General features: G+C 65.2%; 17 protein-coding genes. 8 read left to right on the top strand and 9 right to left on the bottom strand.

Annotated elements, in window-relative coordinates:
- The first annotated feature begins 10 nt into the window (after positions 1–10).
- Positions 11–1,177 (top strand): acyl-CoA dehydrogenase family protein, encoded by a 1,167-nt coding sequence (locus ACP15H_RS02065; RefSeq protein WP_425064566.1) that lies wholly within the window; start codon positions 11–13, stop codon positions 1,175–1,177.
- Positions 1,174–2,301, top strand: a complete 1,128-nt coding sequence (locus ACP15H_RS02060) for a CaiB/BaiF CoA transferase family protein (RefSeq protein WP_425064565.1) — start codon at positions 1,174–1,176, stop codon at positions 2,299–2,301. Before ACP15H_RS02065 ends, ACP15H_RS02060 begins: the two co-directional genes overlap by 4 nt.
- On the opposite strand, the gene ACP15H_RS02055 is transcribed toward ACP15H_RS02060, so the two are convergent.
- From ACP15H_RS02055 to trxB, 3 genes are all read right to left on the bottom strand, one after another.
- On the bottom strand, positions 2,298–3,176 hold the full coding sequence (locus ACP15H_RS02055; protein WP_425064564.1) for a DUF6492 family protein: 879 nt from the start codon (positions 3,174–3,176) through the stop codon (positions 2,298–2,300). The two genes, ACP15H_RS02060 and ACP15H_RS02055, sit on opposite strands and share 4 nt — an antisense overlap.
- 365 nt (positions 3,177–3,541) lie before the next feature.
- Entirely contained in the window at positions 3,542–4,432 is an 891-nt protein-coding gene (locus tag ACP15H_RS02050) for a LysR family transcriptional regulator (RefSeq protein ID WP_425064563.1), read from the bottom strand.
- A 29-nt stretch (positions 4,433–4,461) separates the two neighbouring features.
- Positions 4,462–5,433, bottom strand: a complete 972-nt coding sequence (gene trxB, locus ACP15H_RS02045; RefSeq protein WP_425064562.1) for a thioredoxin-disulfide reductase — start codon at positions 5,431–5,433, stop codon at positions 4,462–4,464.
- Positions 5,434–5,610: 177 nt separating this feature from the next.
- Here trxB and ACP15H_RS02040 point away from each other — a divergent pair, with 177 nt between their 5' ends.
- From ACP15H_RS02040 to ACP15H_RS02030, 3 genes are all read left to right on the top strand, one after another.
- Positions 5,611–6,090 carry an Lrp/AsnC family transcriptional regulator gene (locus tag ACP15H_RS02040; RefSeq protein WP_425064561.1) on the top strand — a complete coding sequence of 160 codons (480 nt, stop codon included), beginning with the start codon at positions 5,611–5,613 and terminating at the stop codon, positions 6,088–6,090.
- 69 nt (positions 6,091–6,159) lie between these two features.
- Entirely contained in the window at positions 6,160–6,531 is a 372-nt protein-coding gene (locus ACP15H_RS02035) for a nuclear transport factor 2 family protein (RefSeq protein WP_425064560.1), read from the top strand.
- A gap of 82 nt (positions 6,532–6,613) precedes the next feature.
- On the top strand, positions 6,614–7,180 hold the full coding sequence (locus ACP15H_RS02030; protein ID WP_425064559.1) for an inner membrane-spanning protein YciB: 567 nt from the start codon (positions 6,614–6,616) through the stop codon (positions 7,178–7,180).
- On the opposite strand, the gene greA is transcribed toward ACP15H_RS02030, so the two are convergent.
- The 3 genes from greA to carA all read right to left on the bottom strand — a co-directional run bounded on the left by greA (position 7,173) and on the right by carA (position 12,179).
- A complete protein-coding gene (greA, locus tag ACP15H_RS02025; protein WP_425064558.1) occupies positions 7,173–7,646 on the bottom strand; it encodes a transcription elongation factor GreA in 474 nt (157 codons plus the stop codon). The genes ACP15H_RS02030 and greA overlap by 8 nt on opposite strands.
- Positions 7,647–7,739: 93 nt before the next feature.
- Entirely contained in the window at positions 7,740–10,985 is a 3,246-nt protein-coding gene (gene carB / locus ACP15H_RS02020; RefSeq protein ID WP_425064557.1) for a carbamoyl-phosphate synthase large subunit, read from the bottom strand.
- Between the two features lie 9 nt (positions 10,986–10,994).
- On the bottom strand, positions 10,995–12,179 hold the full coding sequence (gene carA / locus ACP15H_RS02015; RefSeq protein WP_425064556.1) for a glutamine-hydrolyzing carbamoyl-phosphate synthase small subunit: 1,185 nt from the start codon (positions 12,177–12,179) through the stop codon (positions 10,995–10,997).
- 223 nt (positions 12,180–12,402) lie between these two features.
- Between carA and ACP15H_RS02010 the strand changes: the two genes are divergently transcribed.
- The 3 genes from ACP15H_RS02010 to rpoD all read left to right on the top strand — a co-directional run bounded on the left by ACP15H_RS02010 (position 12,403) and on the right by rpoD (position 17,216).
- Positions 12,403–12,861, top strand: a complete 459-nt coding sequence (locus tag ACP15H_RS02010) for a GatB/YqeY domain-containing protein (protein ID WP_425064555.1) — start codon at positions 12,403–12,405, stop codon at positions 12,859–12,861.
- A gap of 289 nt (positions 12,862–13,150) precedes the next feature.
- The gene (gene dnaG / locus ACP15H_RS02005) at positions 13,151–15,028 is read left to right on the top strand and encodes a DNA primase (RefSeq protein ID WP_425064554.1); all 1,878 of its coding nucleotides are present in this window, start codon (positions 13,151–13,153) and stop codon (positions 15,026–15,028) included.
- Positions 15,029–15,194: 166 nt separating this feature from the next.
- A complete protein-coding gene (rpoD, locus tag ACP15H_RS02000; RefSeq protein ID WP_425064553.1) occupies positions 15,195–17,216 on the top strand; it encodes an RNA polymerase sigma factor RpoD in 2,022 nt (673 codons plus the stop codon).
- A gap of 53 nt (positions 17,217–17,269) precedes the next feature.
- Here rpoD and ACP15H_RS01995 read toward each other — a convergent pair whose 3' ends face one another.
- From ACP15H_RS01995 to ACP15H_RS01985, 3 genes are all read right to left on the bottom strand, one after another.
- On the bottom strand, positions 17,270–17,572 hold the full coding sequence (locus ACP15H_RS01995; protein WP_425064552.1) for a hypothetical protein: 303 nt from the start codon (positions 17,570–17,572) through the stop codon (positions 17,270–17,272).
- 90 nt (positions 17,573–17,662) lie between these two features.
- Positions 17,663–18,499 carry a hypothetical protein gene (locus ACP15H_RS01990; RefSeq protein WP_425064551.1) on the bottom strand — a complete coding sequence of 279 codons (837 nt, stop codon included), beginning with the start codon at positions 18,497–18,499 and terminating at the stop codon, positions 17,663–17,665.
- Positions 18,500–18,502: 3 nt separating this feature from the next.
- Positions 18,503–19,090 (bottom strand): helix-turn-helix domain-containing protein, encoded by a 588-nt coding sequence (locus ACP15H_RS01985; protein WP_425064550.1) that lies wholly within the window; start codon positions 19,088–19,090, stop codon positions 18,503–18,505.
- Between the last annotated feature and the right edge of the window lie 96 nt (positions 19,091–19,186).

The following is a 19,186-nucleotide window of genomic DNA, read 5'->3' as shown; positions in this document are numbered from 1 at the left end:
AGAGGCAGAGATGGATTTCGAGCCCTCCGCAGAACAGCAGATGCTGATCGACCAGGTCCGGCGCTTCGTGCGCGAGGAGATCATCCCGCTCGAAGCGAAGCTCGATCCCGACGCGTCGGAGCTCGATCCCGCCGATCACGCGCGGCTGGTCGAGAAGACCAAGGCGATGGGCCTGTTCGGCATCGACATCCCCAAGGAATATGGCGGCCCCGACATCGACATCGTGACCCGTGTGCTGCTGGCCATCGAGATGGCGCAGCATCGCGCCGGCCTCTATGTGCCCTGCTACGGCACCTTCGGCGGCGCGGGCCTGGCGCAGATCTTCGAGGCCAACGAGGATCAGAAGGAGCGCTACCTCTATCCGACCCTGCGCGGCGAGAAGAAGGCGTTCTTCGGCCTCACTGAGCCGTCCGGCGGCAGCGATCCGGCGCGCGCCATCCAGACGAAAGCCGAACGCAAGGACAATGGCTGGGTGCTGAACGGCGCCAAGATCTTCATTTCGAACGCCGATCGCGCGCAGTACGGCATCGTCTTCGCGCGGACCGATTCGTCGAAGGGACGCGCCGGCATCACCTGCTTCATCATCGACAGCGACACGCCGGGCTTCCACGTGCGCCGCGTCGTGCACACGCTGCGCTCCTCGCACTACGCAACCGAGCTCGAGTTCAAGGACTGCTGGGTCTCCGACCATCAGGTGCTGGGCGAGGTGAACAAAGGCTTCGCGGTCGCCAACGACCGCCTGACGCGCCAGCGCATCCCCTATGCCGCGGGCTGCATCGGCGTCGCGATCGCCGCGCATGAAATGGCGATCGAGTGGGCCAAGATGCGCACGACCTTCGGCGAGAAGCTCGCCAACCGACAGGCCGTGCAGTGGATGCTGGTCGACAACGAGATCGACATCCGCACGGCGAGGCACTTCACGCTGGAGGCGGCGGAGAAGGCGCGGCGTGGCCTGCCCTTCAAGATCGAGGCTTCGATCGCCAAGCTCACCGCGTCGGAAGGCGGCGGCAGGGTCGTCGACCGCTCGATGCAGATCCATGGCGGCATGGGCATGACCAAGGACCTGCCCCTGGAACGCTGGTACCGCGAGATGCGCATTCGCCGGGTTGGCGAAGGCCCGAGCGAGGTGCAGCGCATGGTGATCGCGCGCGAGATCCTGGGGAGCAACCTGCGATGAGCGCTCCTTCCGGCCCACTTGCGGGCATCAAGGTCGTGGAATTCGGCCAGAACCTGGCCGGCCCCTATTGCGGTCAGATCCTGGCCTTCCTCGGCGCCGAGGTGATCAAGGTCGAGCGACCCGAGGGCGACGATGCGCGCAAATGGGGCCCTCCCTTCGTCGAGGGCGATGCGACGGGCTTCATCGCGCTCAACCGGGGCAAGAAGTCGATCACCTGCGACCTCGCGGATCCGGCGCAGCGCGAGGTGTTGATCGAACGGATCGGAGCCGCCGACATCTTCGTGCACAATCTGCGCGCCGACGTGCCGGCCAAATTCGGCTTCGACGGCGCGACACTGACCAAGCGCTTCCCGCGCCTGATCTATGCCGACCTCGGGGCCTTCGGCCATGCCGGCCCCTGGAAGGACCGGCCCGGCTACGAGCCGATCATCCAGGCCGTCGCCGGCCTGATCTCGCTCAATGGCGACCCGACCGGCCCGGGGGCGCGCATCGGCGTCTCGATCATCGACCTGTCGACCGGCATGTGGACGGCGATCGGCGTGCTGGCGGCGCTGGCCAGGCGCACGGCCACCGGCCAGGGCAGCCTGGTAAACACCTCGCTGTTCGAGAGCGGCCTGATGTGGGCCTCGAACCATGTCGCGGGATGGTCGGTGACCGGCAGGATGCCGCCGCGCCAGGGGACCGGTCATCCATCGCTGACGCCCTATCAGGCATTCGAGTGCAGCGACGGGCCGCTGATGATCTGCCCGGGCAACGACCGGCTCTGGCGCAAGTTCGCCGAAGCGCTGGGCCATCCCGAATGGCCGGACGAGGAGCGTTTCAGGACCAACGTCCGGCGCGCCGAGCGGCGCGAGCTGCTGCTGGGTATGATCGCCGACATCATGAAGGAGCACCCCCGGTCGCATTGGGCGGCCAAGCTCGACGCGCTGGGTGTGCCGAACGGGCCGCTGAACACCGTGCCCCAGGTGATGGAGCTGGCGCAGGTGGCGGCGCTGGCGATGTTCATGCAGCCCTATGCCGGTTCGAACGCCCTGTTCCACGGCCTGCCGCTCAGCCTCGACGGCAAGCGGGCCGGCGGGATGGAAACCGCGCCGAAGATCGGCGAACACAACGGAAAGATCTAGCCGGCGAAGCTCAGGCAGTAGTCCCGCACCTGCTGCAACGGGATGCGCGCGTGGCTCTGCACGATGATGAACTTGCCGCCCGGGTCGGTACCATTGGGCAGCCGGACCAGTCTTTCGAAATCATCGGCGCCCCAGACGCACGACCGTTCCGAGAACAGCTGGACGTCGGAGGTGTAACAGGTGTCCCACTCGGCGTGATAATCGTAGAGCGTGCCGTTGATCTCCGCCGTGCTGGTGTAGAGTGAATATTCGGTCCAAGGCACCTGCAGCGGCTTGCGGGCCTTCCACAGCAGCAGGGCGGTCATCGCGCTCAGCCGGGAGCCGCGGAGCCGCTCCAGAGTCTGCCGCGCCAGGTCGCCGTGCAGGATGTTCGGCGTGACCGAGAGACCGTGCGATCTCGCATCGTAGGGAATGCCGATCACCTCCGACGCGCTTTGCCACCAGTCGTGGTGCTGCTTGGGCTCCCACCGGGACAGGGCCCGGTCATATTTCACGAACGTGCGCGAATCGAAGTCGCCGACGCAACAGACGTCGGAATCAAGTGTGAAGAAGCCTCCGAAGCCCAGCACCGCCGGTACGTGCAATTTGACGATCTGTTGCCGGTACCAACCGGTCAGCCAGTAGAACGAGCTGAAAGCCGGGAAAAAGTCACCCTCGCGGCGCACGGTCACTTCGATGTTGGGAAAGCGCGGCAGGTTCGAGCGCAACAGGTCGGCATCGCGATCGGGGGCGATGATCAGCAACTCGAAGGGCTTGCTGTCCCGCCAGTGCTTGGCCAACGACTCGATCAGAAGTCCGGCACGCTCCAGATCGCCCAGGCGCATGATCTTGCGCAGGGCGAGCGGAAGGATTCCTTGTCTGATCTCAGAAAACATATTCGGCTACACTCTCCTCGCTATATATGGGCATTCGCGACACCATATCAATCGATAGGTTAAATCAGGGGCGCAGCCTCTCAGCGGCACATCGACCCACATATGGAGAGTCCGACGCCTTGCCGCGACGCAAAAAAAACGCCGGGCCCAAGGGCCCGGCGAGTCAAACAGGGAGGCTTCACGTCTGGGAGACGTGGGATCATGAGGATCCCGAGTTTCGAATCGATCAGCCAAAACCGGTCGTATCGAAAACCTGCATCCAACCTATGCCTCATGGAGAGGATTGGTAGTGGTGAAGTTTTGGACACTGGCATGCGGCGTGCGCATGCCTTTCACCGACTATGCAATCCTGCAGACCTCAAAGCTCAGAAGCGTGTCTCCGCGACCTTCCGCAGCAAGAAATCCCGGAATACGGCGATGCGCTTGGAATGCCGCAACTCTTCCGGATAGGTGAAATAGACATCCGTCGTCCGGACATTGAGGTCGGGCAGAAGCATCTCGATCTTGGTCGATTCACGGGCCAGGTAATCCGGCAGAGAGGCAATACCGAGCCCGGACTCCACGGCGCGGAAGATGCCGTAGGTGTTGTTCACCCGGAGAACCACCAGCCTGGGGTTCTGGTCGGGGTTTCCTTCGCGAAGCAGCCAGTTCACGTCCTGAACCGGCGCGCGCGCGTCCTCGCCGAAGATGATCAGACGGTGCTGGTCGAGTTCGTCGATCGTCGTGGGCTTGCCGTACTTCTGCACATAGTCGTGCGAGGCATAGACGTGACTGCGGACGGTCAGCAGGTGGCGCTGCACCAACCCGGGCTGGCGCGGCATGACCATGCGGATCGCCACGTCGGCCTCGCGCATGCCGAGGTCGAGTTCGTTGTCGGACAGGACGAGGCTGACGTCGATCTCGGGATAGAGCGCGATGAACTCGTGCATCTGGGCGGTGAGCCAGGTCGAGCCGAACCCGACCGTCGCGTGGATCTTGAGGCGCCCGGCGGGCTTGTCCTGGTTGGCGCGCAGCAGCGCCTCGGCGGTGTTGACCTTGGCGGCCATGTCGCGCGCCGTTCGGTAGAGCAGCTCGCCCTGCTCCGTCAGGATGAGGCCACGCGCATGGCGATGGAACAGCATGACTCCAAGCTGCTCCTCGAGCGCGCCGATCTGGCGCGAGATCGCCGACTGGCTGAGCTTCAGCGATTCGCCCGCATGCGTGAAGCTGCCGGCATCCGCCACGGCCTGGAATATCCGCAGCTTGTCCCAGTCCATTTCATTCCTCCCCTGTCCACGCCTGCCGCTTACTCGGCCGCCTCAGCGTGGCGCGCCTCCTGTCCCGCCAGCCACTTCTCGGCCTCGAGCGCGGCCATGCAGCCCGTTCCCGCCGCCGTTACCGCCTGCCGGAAGACCTTGTCCTGCACGTCGCCCGCCGCGTAGACCCCCTCGATGTTGGTCGCCGTCGAATCCGGCCGGGTGATCAGGTAGCCCTCGCCGTCCATCTCGAGCTTGCCCTTGAACAGCTCAGTATTGGGCGAATGACCGATCGCCACGAAGAACCCATCGGCCTTGACGTCCTGCACCACGCCCGTCTTGACGTTGCGCAGGCGCGCGCCGGTCACGACCGGCGCCGGCATCTTCTCGCCGAGCACCTCGTCGACGACGTTGTCCCAGATGACGCTGACCTTGGGGTTCTTGAAAAGGCGATCCTGCAGGATTCGCTCCGCGCGGAAACTGTCGCGGCGATGGACCAGCGTCACCTTGGACGCATGGTGGGTCAGGTAGAGCGCCTCCTCGACCGCGGTATTGCCGCCGCCGACCACGATCACTTCCTTGTTTCGGAAGAAGAAGCCGTCGCAGGTCGCGCAGGCCGACACGCCACCTCCGCGGTAGGTTTCCTCGCTGGGCAGGCCCAGCCACTTTGCCGTGGCGCCGGTGGCGATGATGAGGGAATCAGCCTCGTAGCGATCGCCGGAATCGCCCAGGCAGACGAACGGCCGCCGCGTCACGTCGACCTCCACGATCGTGTCGAAGAACATCTGCGTGCCGACATGTTCGGCCTGCTTCTGCATCTGTTCCATGAGCCACGGGCCCTGGATGACGTCGGCAAAGCCCGGATAATTCTCGACGTCGGTCGTGATCGTGAGCTGGCCGCCCGGCTGAATGCCCTGCACAAGCATGGGCTTCAGACTGGCGCGGGCGGCATAGATGGCCGCCGTGTAGCCAGCCGGGCCGGAGCCCAGGATCATTACCTTGCTTCGGTGAGTTTCTGCCATGTCCGCTCCGCATCCCGCCAACCGCATATCTTCGACATATATGCAAACCTCCCCCGAGTTGCACGGCTAGATGTGGATTTCACACGCAATTGTTCACAGACAATTGGCGAATCCTCGCAACTTTATTGCTGGCTCGGCATGGTTCTGGCATAGACCGCGCCCAACGGAGGAATACTGATGGCTCGGGCCAAGCTCGATCGAATTGACCGGCGAATTCTCAGCGACCTGCAATCCAATGGACGCATGACCAATGTGGAGCTGGCCGAACGGGCCGGCATTTCGGCGCCGCCCTGTCTGCGCCGCGTGCGCGCGCTGGAACGCGCCGGGATCATCAAGGGCTACCATGCGGAATTGAGCCCCGAGGCACTGGGCTACAGCGTGTCCGTGTTCGCCCTCGTGGGACTGAACAGTCAGGCCGAGGCCGACCTCAAGTCGTTCGAGGCGCTGATCGCCAATTGGGACGAGGTCCGCGAGTGCCACATGCTGGCCGGCGAAGCCGACTTCCTGCTCAAGATCGTGGCGGAGACCTGGGACGACTATCAGAAGTTCCTGACGACCCGCCTCACCTCGGCCCCCAATGTCAGCCACGTGAAGTCGATGATGGTGTTCCGGACCGCGAAGGAAGTCCCCGGCGTGCCGATCCCGACGGAAGCGTAGCTTCCGTCGGCGGAGCGGCAGCGGTTGTAATCAACCGCGAGAGCCCGCGCAGAAGTAACGGAGCAAGAAATGACCGACGTCACTTTCGAAATCCTGCACCGGGTCGCCGACGCCTTTGCCCGGCGCGACGTCGATGGCATCGTCGAGTCGTTTGCCGAGGACGGCGAATTCCGCAACGCTCGAGGCCCCGACCATTGGGGCCAGAGCTTCAAGGGCAAGGCGGCCATCCGCAGCTATTTCGAACCGCTGTTCGCCAATACCGGCGACGTGAAGTGGGTTCACACGAACGAGTTCATCTGCGGCGACCGGGCGGTCACCGAATGGCACCGGACCGCCACGCTGAAGTCGGGCGAGCGGCAGGAGTGGCTGGGCTGCGACCTCTACACCTTCCGGCGCGGTCTCATCGTGATGAAAGACACCTACATCAAAGTGGTCGTCTGACCGCCAGGGTCTTGCGGGAAACGGCGTGTATTGATACTTTTCAAAAATACACAGCGTTGTCACCAAGACAGGGGCGCAGGCCATGAGGAATCTTTTCCAGGCGTCGAAGATTCTGCTGCTCGATCTCGCGTCGACCCTGCTCTTCCTCGGCGTCTATGCCATCACCCGCGATCTCTTCCTGGCGGTCGGGCTCGGCATGGCGCTGGGCCTCGGGCAGATCGGCTGGCAGCTCGCCCGCAAGCAGCGCGTCGAGGCGCTGCAGTGGCTGAGCCTGGTCATCATCTTCGCTTCGGGGACGGCGACGTTCCTGACCGACGATCCGCTGTTCATCATGCTGAAGCCCAGCATCATCTACGTGATCGTCGGCCTGGTGATGCTGAAGCGCGGCTGGATGACCCGCTACCTGCCACCGATCGCACAGGCGACCGTCCCCGACCTGGCCATCACTTTCGGCTACGTGTGGGCAGGGCTGATGTTCTTCTCGGCCGTGCTCAACATCGTGCTCGCCCTGACGCTGGACGTCACGAGTTGGGCTGCCGTGAAGTCGATCTGGGCGATCGCCAGCAAGATCGGGCTGTTCGGCATCCAGTATGCGGTCATGAAGTCGACCGGCGTCCGCCGGGCGCGCGCCATGATGGCGGCTAGTTGAACTGCACGCCCACCACTTCGTAGGACTTGCCGCCGCGCGGCGTCTGCACTTCGACCCGGTCGCCCACCGTCTTGCCGATCAGAGCCCGCCCGATCGGCGAGGTGACGGAGATGCGGCCCTTGGCGAGGTCGGCCTCGTAGGGGCCGACGATCTGGTACTTCACCTTCTCGTCGGTATCCTCGTCGGCCAGGCGCACGATGGCACCGAACTTCACGACCTTGCCGGTCAGCTTCGAGAAGTCGATCACCTCGGTTCGCGAGATAATGTCCTCAAGTTCGGCAATACGCCCCTCGATGAAGCTCTGCTTCTCGCGCGCGGACGTGTACTCGGCGTTCTCCGAGAGATCGCCATGCTCACGCGCCGTCGCGATGGCCTTGATGATCGCCGGGCGCTCGACGCTCTTCAGCACTTTCAGTTCGCCTTCGAGGCGCTGAAGCCCCTCGGCTGTCATGGGAATACGTTCCATCGCCAAATCGTCCTTGATCAGTCGTACGGCGTCAACGCCGAACGCACCCCAAAACGGGTTGCCGTACGGCAAGTTGCAGGAAAGACCGCCGGGTTAAAAGGCGGTCTTGAAGTAGGATTGCAGGGGTGCCACGTCGAGCCCGCCCTGCTTGACCGCGGCAATTCCCTCGACCGCCGCCTTGGCACCGGCGACCGTCGTATAATAGGCGATCTTGTGCATCAGGGCGGTGCGCCGGAGCGTGAAGCTGTCGGTCAGGGCGCTCGCGCCATCGACCGTGTTGAAGACGAGCTGCACCTTGCCGTCCTTCATCAGGTCGACGATATGCGGCCGGCCTTCCAGCACCTTGTTGACCTGCTGCGCCTCGATCGAATGCTTGGCGAGGAACTCCGCCGTGCCGCGGGTCGCGACGACCTTGAAGCCCAGTTCGATCAGCCGCTTCAGCGGCTTCACCATCGCCTGCTTGTCCTGGTCCTTGACCGAGACGAAGACCGCGCCCTCGACCGGCACCTTGCTGCCGGCGCCGAGCTGCGACTTGGCGAAGGCCCGCCCGAAATCCATGTCGAGGCCCATGACCTCGCCGGTCGAGCGCATCTCCGGGCCGAGGATGATGTCGACACCGGGGAAGCGCGCGAAGGGGAATACCGCCTCCTTGACCGCGATGTGCTTGCCCTTGGTCTTCTTGATGCCAAGCGACTTCAGCGCTTCGCCGGCCATCAGGCGGGCCGCGAACTTGGCAATCGGTTGCCCGGTCGCCTTGGCGACGAACGGCACGGTGCGGCTGGCGCGCGGATTGACTTCCAGGACGTAGACTTCGCCGTCCTTGACGGCGAACTGCACGTTCATGAGGCCCACGACATGCAGCGCCTTGGCCATCGCCTCGGTCTGGCGCTCGATCTCCGCCAGGATCTTGGCCGACAGCGAATAAGGCGGCAGCGAGCAGGCCGAGTCGCCGGAATGGATTCCCGCCTCCTCGATATGCTCCATGATGCCGGCGACGAACACGTTCTGGTCCTTGTCGGCCAGGGCGTCGACATCGACCTCGATGGCGTCGCGCAGATAGGAGTCGATCAGCACCGGATTGCTGCCCGAGACCTTCACGGCATCGCGCATGTAGCGTTCGATGGCGGCGCGATCGTAGACGATCTGCATCGCGCGTCCGCCCAGCACGTAGGACGGGCGGATGACGACCGGATAGCCGATCTTCTCGGCAATCTCGATCGCCTTCTCCTGCGATGTGGCCGTGCCGTTGTCGGGCTGGCGCAGCTTGAGCTCGTGGATCAGCTTCTGGAAGCGCTCGCGGTCCTCGGCGAGATCGATGGCGTCGGGCGAGGTGCCCAGGATCGGAATTCCCGCGGCTTCGAGAGGCTTGGCGAGCTTGAGCGGCGTCTGGCCGCCGAACTGCACGATCAGGCCCATCAGCTCGCCGTTGCGGCGCTCGACCTCGACCAGCTCGATCACGTCCTCGGCGGTCAGCGGCTCGAAGTAGAGCCGGTCGGCGGTGTCGTAGTCGGTCGACACGGTCTCCGGGTTGCAGTTGACCATGATGGTCTCGTAGCCGGCGTCGCGCAGCGCGTAGACGGCATGGACACAGCAATAGTCGAACTCGATGCCCTGGCCGATGCGGTTGGGACCGCCGCCCAGGATGATGACCTTGCGCCGGTCGGTCGGCTGCGCCTCGCATTCGGCGGGCCGCACGCCATCACCCTCGTAGCAGGAATAGAGATAGGGCGTGCGCGACTCGAATTCGGCGGCGCAGGTGTCGATACGCTTGAAGACCGGCCGGACGCCCAGCGCGCGGCGCTTCTTGGCCACGTCGCCGGCGCCCTGCTTCGTCAGTTCGCCCAGCCGCTCGTCGGAGAAGCCCTTCTTCTTGAGGTCGAAGAACGCCTTGGCGTCCTTCGGCAGGCCGTCCTTGCGCACGCTCGCCTCGATGGCGACGAGCTGCTCGATCTGGCGCAGGAACCAGGGTTCGTACTTCGACGCCTGGGCGATCTCTTCCACGTTCAGGCCGTAGCGGAACGCCTGGGCGATCACCAGGATGCGGTCGGGAGTGGGTCGCGCCAGGGCGCCCACGATGGCCGACTTGTCGGGCGCGCCCTTGATTTCGATCTCGTTCAGGCCGGTCAGGCCGGTCTCCATCGAGCGCAGCGCCTTCTGCAGCGATTCCTGGAAGGTCCGGCCGATCGACATGGCCTCGCCGACGCTCTTCATCGAGGTGTTGAGCAGCGGCTCCGCGCCGGGAAACTTCTCGAAGGCGAAGCGCGGCATCTTGGTGACGACGTAATCGATCGTCGGCTCGAACGAGGCCGGCGTCTCGCCGGTGATGTCGTTCAGCAGCTCGTCGAGCGTGTAGCCGACGGCCAGCCGGGCGGCGACCTTGGCGATCGGGAAGCCCGTGGCCTTCGATGCCAGCGCCGACGAGCGCGACACGCGCGGGTTCATCTCGATCACGACCATGCGGCCAGTCGCCGGATCGACGGCGAACTGCACGTTCGAGCCGCCGGTATCGACGCCGATCTCGCGCAGGCACGCGATCGAGGCGTCGCGCATGATCTGGTATTCCTTGTCGGTGAGCGTCAGCGCCGGCGCCACGGTGACGGAATCGCCGGTATGCACGCCCATCGGATCGACGTTCTCGATCGAGCAGATGATGATGCAGTTGTCGTTGCGGTCGCGCACGACCTCCATCTCGTACTCTTTCCAGCCGAGCACGGATTCCTCGACCAGAACTTCCCCGACCGGCGAGGCATCGACGCCGCCCTGCACGATCTCGAAATACTCGTCGCGATTGTAGGCGATGCCGCCGCCGGTGCCGCCCAGCGTGAACGACGGGCGGATGATCGCCGGCAGGCCGACCCGGTCGAGCGCGCTCGCCGCTTCTTCGCGATTGTGCACGACCTCGCTCTTCGGGCATTCGAGCCCGATCTTGGTCATGGCGTCGCGGAACAGCAGCCGATCCTCGGCCTTGTCGATCGCCTCGGCATTGGCGCCGATCAGTTCGACGCCGTACTTCTCGAGCCGCCCGTCGCGGTGCAGCGACATCGCCGTGTTCAGCGCCGTCTGGCCGCCCATGGTCGGCAGGATCGCGTCGGGCTTTTCCTTCTCGATGATGCGCGCCACGAAGTCGGGCGTGATCGGCTCGATATAGGTTGCATCGACCAGCCCCGGATCGGTCATGATCGTGGCCGGGTTGGAGTTGATCAGGATGACGCGATAGCCCTCATCCTTCAGCGCCTTGCAGGCCTGGACGCCGGAATAGTCGAACTCGCAGGCCTGACCGATGACGATCGGGCCGGCGCCGATGACGAGGATGCTCTTGATGTCAGTGCGCTTGGGCATGATTACCTGTCACTTGCCCTTGCTCGCGTCGATCATCTCGACGAACCGGTCGAAGAGATAATGACTGTCGGTCGGGCCGGGCGAAGCTTCGGGGTGATACTGGACCGAGAAGGCCGGCTTGTCGGTACAGCGCAGGCCTTCGTTGATGCCGTCGAACAGCGAGACGTGCGTCACTTCGGTGTTCTCGGGCAGCGATTCGGGGATGACGCAGAAGCCATGGTTCTGCGACGTGATCTCGACCTTGCCGGTGGTCAGGTCCTTGACCGGCTGGTTGGCGCCGCGATGGCCGCGCTCCATCTTGCGCGTCTTGCCGCCCAGCGTGAGGGCCAGGATCTGGTGTCCGAGGCAGATGCCGAACAGCGGCACCTTCTTGTCGAGCACGGCCTGGATGGCGGGCGAGGCATAGACCGCCGTCGCCGCCGGGTCGCCCGGGCCGTTGGACAGGAACACGCCGTCGGGCTCGTGGCGCAGGATGTCCTCGGCCGTGGCCGTCGCCGGCACGACCGTGACCTTGCACCCGGTATTGGCGAGGCAGCGCAGAATGTTGCGCTTGGCGCCATAGTCGACCGCGACGACATGATACTTCGGGCTGGTGAGCTTGCCGTAGCCCTTGCCGAGGGCCCACTTGGTCTCATCCCAACTGTAGGTCTGCTTGGTCGTGACCTCGAGGGCCAGGTCCATGCCGTCGAGCCCCGGCCAGTCCAGCGCGATCTGGCGCATCTTCGGGATGTCGAACTTGCCGTCCGGCGCATGCACCACGACGCCGTTGGGCGGGCCGCCGTCGCGGATGCGCCGCGTGATGGCGCGCGTGTCGACGTCGCAGATACCCGGCAGATTGTGGCTCTTCAGCCAGTCGTTGAGCGGCTTCACGGACCGCCAGTTGGCGGGCTCGGTGATGTCGCCGCGCAGGACCACCGCGCGGGCGGCCGGCGTGATCGTCTCGATATCCTCGAGATTGGTGCCGACATTGCCGATGTGCGGAAAGGTGAAAGTGATGATCTGGCCGGCATAGGAGGGATCGGTGATGATCTCCTGGTACCCGGTCATCGAGGTGTTGAAGCAGACCTCGCCCACGGCATGGCCGGCGGCGCCCACTCCCTTGCCCCAGAAGACCGTGCCGTCAGCCAGCACCAGCGCGGCCGTGGCCCAACGCGGCGCGGCGTCGTTGGCGCCGGCGGTCTTAGGTGAAGTCATGATAAATTAGTCCGTTCCGTGCCCGCACGGACTTGCCCCGGACCCGGTATGGGCAAGGCGATCGGCGAGCCGGGCGGTTTGTAACCAAGCCGCCGCAGAGGGTCAAGGCATCCAAGGCAGCCAATTTCTAAGCTATTTCAATAACTTATTTGCTTTGCCAACAGCGGGCGAGACGATTAGTTTCCGCCGCTTGGGCATACGGCCAACCAGTAGGACTGAAGCGATGCTGCGCGAAAAGCTGACGGAAGCGATGAAAGAAGCCATGCGCGCCAAGGATCAGGCCGCGCTGGGCACGATTCGGCTCATCCTGGCGAAGCTCAAGGACGCCGATATCGCGGCCCGCACCGAGGCCAGCCGCGACGGCGTGGCCGACGACAGGATTCTGTCGCTGATGCAGGGCATGATCAAGCAGCGCAACGAGTCGATCGCCCTCTATGAGAAGGGCAATCGCGCCGATCTGGCCGACAAGGAAAAGGCCGAGATCGCCGTGATCGAGCGCTTCCTGCCGCAGCAGATGGACGAGGCTGCCGTCGAGGCTGCCGTGCGCGAGGCGATTGCCGCCGCCGGCGCCACCTCGGTGAAGGACATGGGCGGGGTCATGGCTGCTCTGAAAGGCAAGTACGCCGGCCAGATGGACTTCGCCAAGGCGTCAGCCGCCGTGAAGAAGGCTCTCAGCGCTTAGCAGGCTGCCCAAAAGCCGGAGTCACGTCGCGTAAACGAAACAAACGCAATAAACGAAACAACTGAAACGAATGTCGCAGGTCCTCCGTCCTGTGCCGTGTCGACCGTTGACGCAACAATGTTGCGCCGCGCTCGTTCTGAAAAGACCCATTCAACGGCCTGCTGGCGCTCCGCTTTAGGCGCCGCACGGCTCGGAAAAGAGAAGAACTCCTCGCTCCCAGCGCCCGCGCTTCGTAACGATCCCCGCTATTCGCTATGGCGTGGCCTCGGTCCGGGCCCCATTTTAGGGGATGGCCTTCCCTCCCGGCTTCCTCGACGAATTGCGCGCGCGCCTCAGCCTGTCCGACATCGTCGGCCGGAAGGTGTCGCTGAAGCGCCGCTCGGGTGCCGAGTACGCAGGCCTCTGCCCCTTCCACAACGAGAAGACCCCGTCCTTCACGGTCAACGACAAGAAGGGCTTCTTCTATTGTTTCGGCTGCCACGAGAAGGGCAGCGCCATCGACTTCGTCATGAAGACGGAGGGACTTTCCTTCCCCGAAACGGTGGAAAAGCTCGCCCGCGAAGTGAACCTGCCGGTTCCCGTCGCCACGCCGGCCGAGCGCGAACGCGCCGACCGGGCTTCCACCCTTCAGCAGGTCGTGGAGATGGCGGCTCAGTGGTTCCAGAAGCAGCTTCGCCTGCCGGTCGGACGCCAGGGCCTGGACTATCTGCGCGGGCGCGGACTTTCCGACGTGACGATCGATGACTTCCGCCTGGGATTTGCGCCCGATTCGCGCGACGGCGTCATCGCCGCCCTGAAGCGCGAGAACGTTCCCATCGAGAAGATCGTGGAGGCCGGGCTCGCCATCCAGCCGGAGGACCGCCGCGATCCCTACGACCGGTTCAGGGGCCGCGTGATGTTCGTCATCAACGACCGCCGGGGCCGCGCCATCGCCTTTGGCGGGCGCGTCATGGGCACCGGCGAGCCCAAATATCTGAACTCACCCGAGACGCCGCTCTTCCACAAGGGCGCCAATCTCTACTGCCTCGACCGCGCCCGGCAGGCCGTGACCAAGGACCAGCCGGTGATCGTGGCCGAAGGCTACATGGACGTGATCGCGCTGCACGGTGCAGGCTTCACCGGCGCCGTGGCGCCGCTGGGCACCGCCCTCACCGAAGGACAGCTGGGCGAACTCTGGAAGCTGGCCGACGAGCCCTATCTTTGCTTCGATGGCGACAATGCCGGACGGCGCGCCATGTCCCGCGCCGCCGAACGGGCCCTGCCCCTGCTGCGTCCCGGCAAGAGCCTGCGCTTCCTCACCCTGCCGGCCGGCGAGGATCCCGACAGCCTGATCCGCAGCCGCGGGCCTGATGCGGTGCGGCGCACCCTCGACCTCGCCCGCCCTCTGTCCGACGTGGTCTGGGACTTGGAAATCGAAGGCAAGCCGGCCGACACCCCGGAACGGCGGGCGAGTCTCCAGCAGAGCGTCGAGCAACGGGTGGCCGAGATCGCCGATCCGGTCGTGCGCGACTATTATCGCACGGAGATGCGCAACCGGCTGAACCGGATGCGCCGGCCCGAGGCCCCGGCCTGGCAGCCTGGAAAGTTCCGCAAGCCCTTCCGGCGCCCCGGCGACCCCGAACCCGCGCCCTTTGCAGCGGGCTCGGCGGCCCGCCGCTCGAACCAGGATCTCGATGCCTCCCGACAGGAGTGGGGCCTGCTGGGGGCCCTGATCGAGCGGCCGGCCCTGCTCCATATCCTGGCCGAGGACCTGGCCTCCCTGCCGATCACCAGCCCCGACCTGAGCCGGCTGCGCAGCGGACTTCTGGATGCGCTGTCGCTGGTGCCGTCCGGGGTGGACCCAGCGGCGGATGAGGCGGCGGGCGATCCCTCCCTCGAGGCCGAGCTGATCGGACAGCACCTCCAGAGGATGGGGCTGGGGGAGCTGGCAGCCTCGGCCCGGGCCAAGGCCCGGGAGGCCTTCCGAGACGATCCCACGGAGGCGGACGGCTGGGTCGGCCAGTGGCGCCGGGCCGCCCGTCATACCAGCCATCTCCGGACCGACCCCGAGGAGCTCAAGCGGGCGGAGGAAGCGCTTGCAGAGGACATGTCCGAGGAGAATTTGCGGCGACTTCACGCCATTCTCGACAGAATGCGGCGGGAAAGCCTGGAATCCAATGCTCTATAGCCGGGCCGCGCAGATTCAGGGGGCTCCCCCTATCGCTGCTTGCACTGAAGCCCCATATAGTAGAAGGGTAGTTTTTGCGGGGCCGCCCTCCCGCCTCCCCTTCTTGCAGCCAAATAACGGCCCTTTGGCCGTTTTATCTGTTTGTCGCACCCAAGGATTTGAGTAAATGGCGACCAAAACCGCGACCGTAGTGCAACCCGAAGCCGCCGACGCCCGGGAGGAGGGTCCGGATGCCCCCCTGCTCGACTCGCTCGGGGCCGAGCTCAAGAAGCTCGTCCAGAAGGGCAAGGAGCGCGGCTACGTCACCTATGACGAGCTGAACGCGGCCCTGCCGCCCGACGAAGTGTCCTCCGAGCAGATCGAGGACACGATGGCGATGCTGTCCGAGGCCGGGGTCAATGTCGTCGAGGCCGAGGAGCCGGAGGACACCGCCTCTGCCACGCAGGCCGAGCCCGCCAAGACGGCGGTCGTCGCCGCCGAGGCGACCGGTGAAGACGAAGAGCTCGGTCGTACGGACGATCCGGTCCGCATGTACCTGCGCGAGATGGGCAGCGTCGAGCTGCTGAGCCGCGAGGGCGAGATCGAAATCGCCAAGCGCATCGAGGCCGGCCAGGACAAGATGATCGGCGGCATCTGCGAAAGCCCGATGACGATCACGGCGCTGCTGCATTGGCGCGACGCGATCAACGAAGGCCGCATCCTGCTGCGCGACGTGATCGACCTCGAGGCGACGCAGGGCGGTGGCGCCCCCGGCGAAGGCAAGGGCGTGAATGCCGCCCCTGCCGCTCCCGCGGCCCCGCCGATGCCGCGCCCGGCGTCGATGCCGAAGCTGGTGCGGCCGGCCGCACCTGGGGTGAACGGAGAAGCGGGCGGCGAAGCCCCGGCGGCGGAAGGCGGCGAAGAGGACGACGAGAACGCGCTCTCGCTGTCGGCGCTCGAGGAGAAGCTCAAGCCCGAGGTGCTGCGCACCCTCACCAAGATCTACAAAGTCTACATCGAGATGTCGAAGGTGCAGAACCGGCGCCTGTCGACGCTCGCGCGCGGCCAGAAGCCCAGCGCCGAGTTCGAGAAGAGCTACGAGAAGCACCGCAAGAAGATCGTCGAGCTGGTGCGGACGGTGCACATCAATGCCGCCCGTATCGAGCAGCTCAAGCTCTCGCTCTACGACCTCAACCGCAAGCTGATGACGCTCGAGGGCAAGCTGCTGCGCACGGCGGAGAGCTTCCGCATCTCGCGGCAGGACTTCCTCGACAATTACTTCACGCACGAGATCGACCCCAACTGGCTCGAGAAGGTCGGCAAGCTGTCGGGCCGCGGCTGGAAGGATTTCGCCAAGAAGCGCGGCCCCGAGATCGAGAAGATCCGGGCGGAGATCAAGGACATCTCCGATCACTGCGGTGCGCCGATCTTCGAGTTCCGCCGCATGTGCAAGACCGTCCAGGACGGCGAGCGCGAGATGATGCGCGCGAAGAAGGAAATGATCGAGGCCAACCTGCGCCTCGTGATCTCGATCGCGAAGAAGTACACCAACCGCGGCCTGCAGTTCCTGGACCTCATCCAGGAAGGCAACATCGGCCTGATGAAGGCGGTCGACAAGTTCGAGTACCGTCGCGGCTACAAGTTCTCGACCTACGCCACGTGGTGGATCCGCCAGGCCATCACGCGATCGATCGCCGACCAGGCGCGCACCATCCGTATTCCGGTGCACATGATCGAGACCATCAACAAGCTGGTCCGCACCAGCCGCCAGATGCTGCACGAGATCGGCCGCGAACCGCAGCCCGAGGAGCTTGCCGAGAAGCTCGGCATGCCGCTCGAGAAGGTGCGCAAGGTCCTGAAGATCGCCAAGGAGCCGATCAGCCTCGAGACGCCGATCGGCGACGAGGAGGATAGCCACCTCGGGGACTTCATCGAGGACAAGAACGCCGTCATCCCGCTTGAGGCGGCGATCCAGGGCAATCTGCGCGAGAGCACGACGCGGGTGCTGGCGACGCTCACGCCGCGCGAGGAGCGCGTGCTGCGCATGCGCTTCGGCATCGGCATGAACACCGACCACACGCTCGAGGAAGTCGGCCAGCAGTTCTCGGTCACCCGCGAGCGTATCCGTCAGATCGAGGCCAAGGCGCTGCGGAAGCTCAAGCACCCGAGCCGCTCGCGCATGCTGCGCAGCTTCCTCGACGAGGGCTGAGACAGACCGAGATCGGAGATCGAAAGCCGGGGCATGTCCCCGGCTTTTTCGTGTCACTCGCGATCGGCGATCCGCACCAGGGACGGCAACAGGCTGCTTACCGTCACGTTGAGCTGGCGAACCTCTTCCAGCACGGCCGAGAGATTCTCCTGAACGGCCGCGCAGTGGCGAGACGCTTCGTTGCGGGCATCGTCCAGTCCCGGATCGATCGCATAGGGATGCCCCAGGGCGCGCCCGCATTCGGAGAGCACCCCCAGCAGCGCCGCCGGCGATTCGGCCGTGTGCCCGGGACGCACGAAATCGCGGGTCGCATGTTCGATCCGCTCCAACGCCGTGACAAGACCATCGACTTCCATGGGAGTCTCCTCGGCCGACAACGGGGACGCTGTGATCGGGCCGATGCTGTCACCGCTTTCCCCGGCGCACAAGCCGCCTGTCCCGGAAGATCAGCCGAACCGCAGCAGGGGTATCGCGGCCGCGGCCAGCAGCACGGCGGCAATGCGCGTGCGCGTAAAGGGCTCCTTGAGCCAGAAGACGGCGATGAGAATGGCGAAGACGGCGCTCGTATCCCGCAGCGCCGCTGCCGGGGCGATCGGCGCATGGCTCCAGACCCAGAGGATGATCAGATAGGAGCCCATGGCGGCGACGGCGATCGGCAGGGCGAGGGCCCAATGTGCCGTCACCTGCGCCCAGGGCGGCCCCGAGTGGCGCTGCCGCCAGGCCATGGCCGCTGCATTGGTGATCGATACGACGAAGCCGTAGGCCCAGGGCGATCCCGACAGCCTGACGCCCTGGGCATCGCACATGATGTAGGCCGCCGTGCCGACACCCGCCGCCGCGGTCCACCCTATTGCGGCTCTCGTGATCCCCTTCCCGCGCGCGGCGTCCCAGGCGAGGACGACCAGGGCGAGAGAGACGACCAGGACGCCGAGAAGCCCCGCCGTCCCCAGTCGCTCACCCGTGACGACCGCCGCCAGCGGCACCACCAGCAGCACCGCGAGCGAGCGCACCACGGGATAGACGAGGCCGAATCCGCCGAGTTCATAGGCTTTCAGGAGGGCCGCCACGGTAAGCACGTTCATCACGGTCGAGGCCGCGATCCATCCGAAGGAAGCCAGGTTCGGAAGGCCTGAAAAGAAAAGCGCGGGAACGACGAGCACGGCGCCCAGCACCATCTGGGCCGTCATCACTTGTGCGGGATTGCGGCTGACCTTGACGGCGGCATTCCAGCCGGCGTGCAGGACGGCGCTGAGCAGCGCCAGAGAGACGTCGGTGAGATCCATCGCTCAGGCAGGCGGCGAGGCGACGATGACCACGCAGTAGCGCGCCGGCGTTGAGGTGGGATTGTGGTAGGTGATCGGTCGGTCGAGCACCATCGCCAGGCAATCGCCGGCGCGCAGTTCGAAGCACTCGTCTCCCAGGACGACCTCGATCGTGCCCTCGAGGACCCAGACCTGCTGATGCGTAACGCCGGGGCGCGCCGCGGTTTCGTAGGCGACGCGCGCAGCCGCGGGGAATACCACTTCGACGATCTGGATGGGGGACGGAAAGCCACCCGGCGAGACGTTGCGGCGCAGATATCCGGAGGCGGGATCGCGCCATTCGATCTGGTCGGGCCGCCGGGATACGGGATGCGGGGCTGCGGCCGGCGCCTCGAAGAGCGTGGCGAGGGAGACTCCAAGACCTGTCGCCAACCTCTCGAGGATGACGGCCGTCGGGCTGCTTTCACCGCGCTCGATAAGGGAAATCATGGATCGACTGACCCCGCTGGCGTCCGCCAAGGCCTCCAGCGACAGGCCCCGCCGGCCCCTCAGATCACGAACGCGGACTGCGATTCGCTGGTTTATGCCCGGCTCCAACAAGATCTCCTCCATACTGGATGCAGTGTCTATTATATTGGACGGTCGATCAAGCTGACACGAGCTGCGCTAAAAGAAGCGATGGGACAGGGCGACCGGCGGGGAGTTGAG

Origin of the sequence: Reyranella sp., from assembly GCF_965249915.1 — a bacterium.
Classification (GTDB): Bacteria; Pseudomonadota; Alphaproteobacteria; order Reyranellales; family Reyranellaceae; genus Reyranella.
Note: the sequence above shows the minus strand (reverse complement) of the source record. Positions and strands in the feature narration are given on the sequence as shown.

Bases quoted from the DNA above. Each gene is read 5' to 3' on its own strand.
- ACP15H_RS02065 (WP_425064566.1), top strand. From the start codon at position 11: ATGGATTTCGAGCCCTCCGCAGAACAGCAGATGCTGATCGACCAGGTC.
- ACP15H_RS02060 (WP_425064565.1), top strand. From the start codon at position 1,174: ATGAGCGCTCCTTCCGGCCCACTTGCGGGCATCAAGGTCGTGGAATTC.
- ACP15H_RS02055 (WP_425064564.1), bottom strand. From the start codon at position 3,176: ATGTTTTCTGAGATCAGACAAGGAATCCTTCCGCTCGCCCTGCGCAAG.
- ACP15H_RS02050 (WP_425064563.1), bottom strand. From the start codon at position 4,432: ATGGACTGGGACAAGCTGCGGATATTCCAGGCCGTGGCGGATGCCGGC.
- trxB (WP_425064562.1), bottom strand. From the start codon at position 5,433: ATGGCAGAAACTCACCGAAGCAAGGTAATGATCCTGGGCTCCGGCCCG.
- ACP15H_RS02040 (WP_425064561.1), top strand. From the start codon at position 5,611: ATGGCTCGGGCCAAGCTCGATCGAATTGACCGGCGAATTCTCAGCGAC.
- ACP15H_RS02035 (WP_425064560.1), top strand. From the start codon at position 6,160: ATGACCGACGTCACTTTCGAAATCCTGCACCGGGTCGCCGACGCCTTT.
- ACP15H_RS02030 (WP_425064559.1), top strand. From the start codon at position 6,614: ATGAGGAATCTTTTCCAGGCGTCGAAGATTCTGCTGCTCGATCTCGCG.
- greA (WP_425064558.1), bottom strand. From the start codon at position 7,646: ATGGAACGTATTCCCATGACAGCCGAGGGGCTTCAGCGCCTCGAAGGC.
- carB (WP_425064557.1), bottom strand. From the start codon at position 10,985: ATGCCCAAGCGCACTGACATCAAGAGCATCCTCGTCATCGGCGCCGGC.
- carA (WP_425064556.1), bottom strand. From the start codon at position 12,179: ATGACTTCACCTAAGACCGCCGGCGCCAACGACGCCGCGCCGCGTTGG.
- ACP15H_RS02010 (WP_425064555.1), top strand. From the start codon at position 12,403: ATGCTGCGCGAAAAGCTGACGGAAGCGATGAAAGAAGCCATGCGCGCC.
- dnaG (WP_425064554.1), top strand. From the start codon at position 13,151: ATGGCCTTCCCTCCCGGCTTCCTCGACGAATTGCGCGCGCGCCTCAGC.
- rpoD (WP_425064553.1), top strand. From the start codon at position 15,195: ATGGCGACCAAAACCGCGACCGTAGTGCAACCCGAAGCCGCCGACGCC.
- ACP15H_RS01995 (WP_425064552.1), bottom strand. From the start codon at position 17,572: ATGGAAGTCGATGGTCTTGTCACGGCGTTGGAGCGGATCGAACATGCG.
- ACP15H_RS01990 (WP_425064551.1), bottom strand. From the start codon at position 18,499: ATGGATCTCACCGACGTCTCTCTGGCGCTGCTCAGCGCCGTCCTGCAC.
- ACP15H_RS01985 (WP_425064550.1), bottom strand. From the start codon at position 19,090: ATGGAGGAGATCTTGTTGGAGCCGGGCATAAACCAGCGAATCGCAGTC.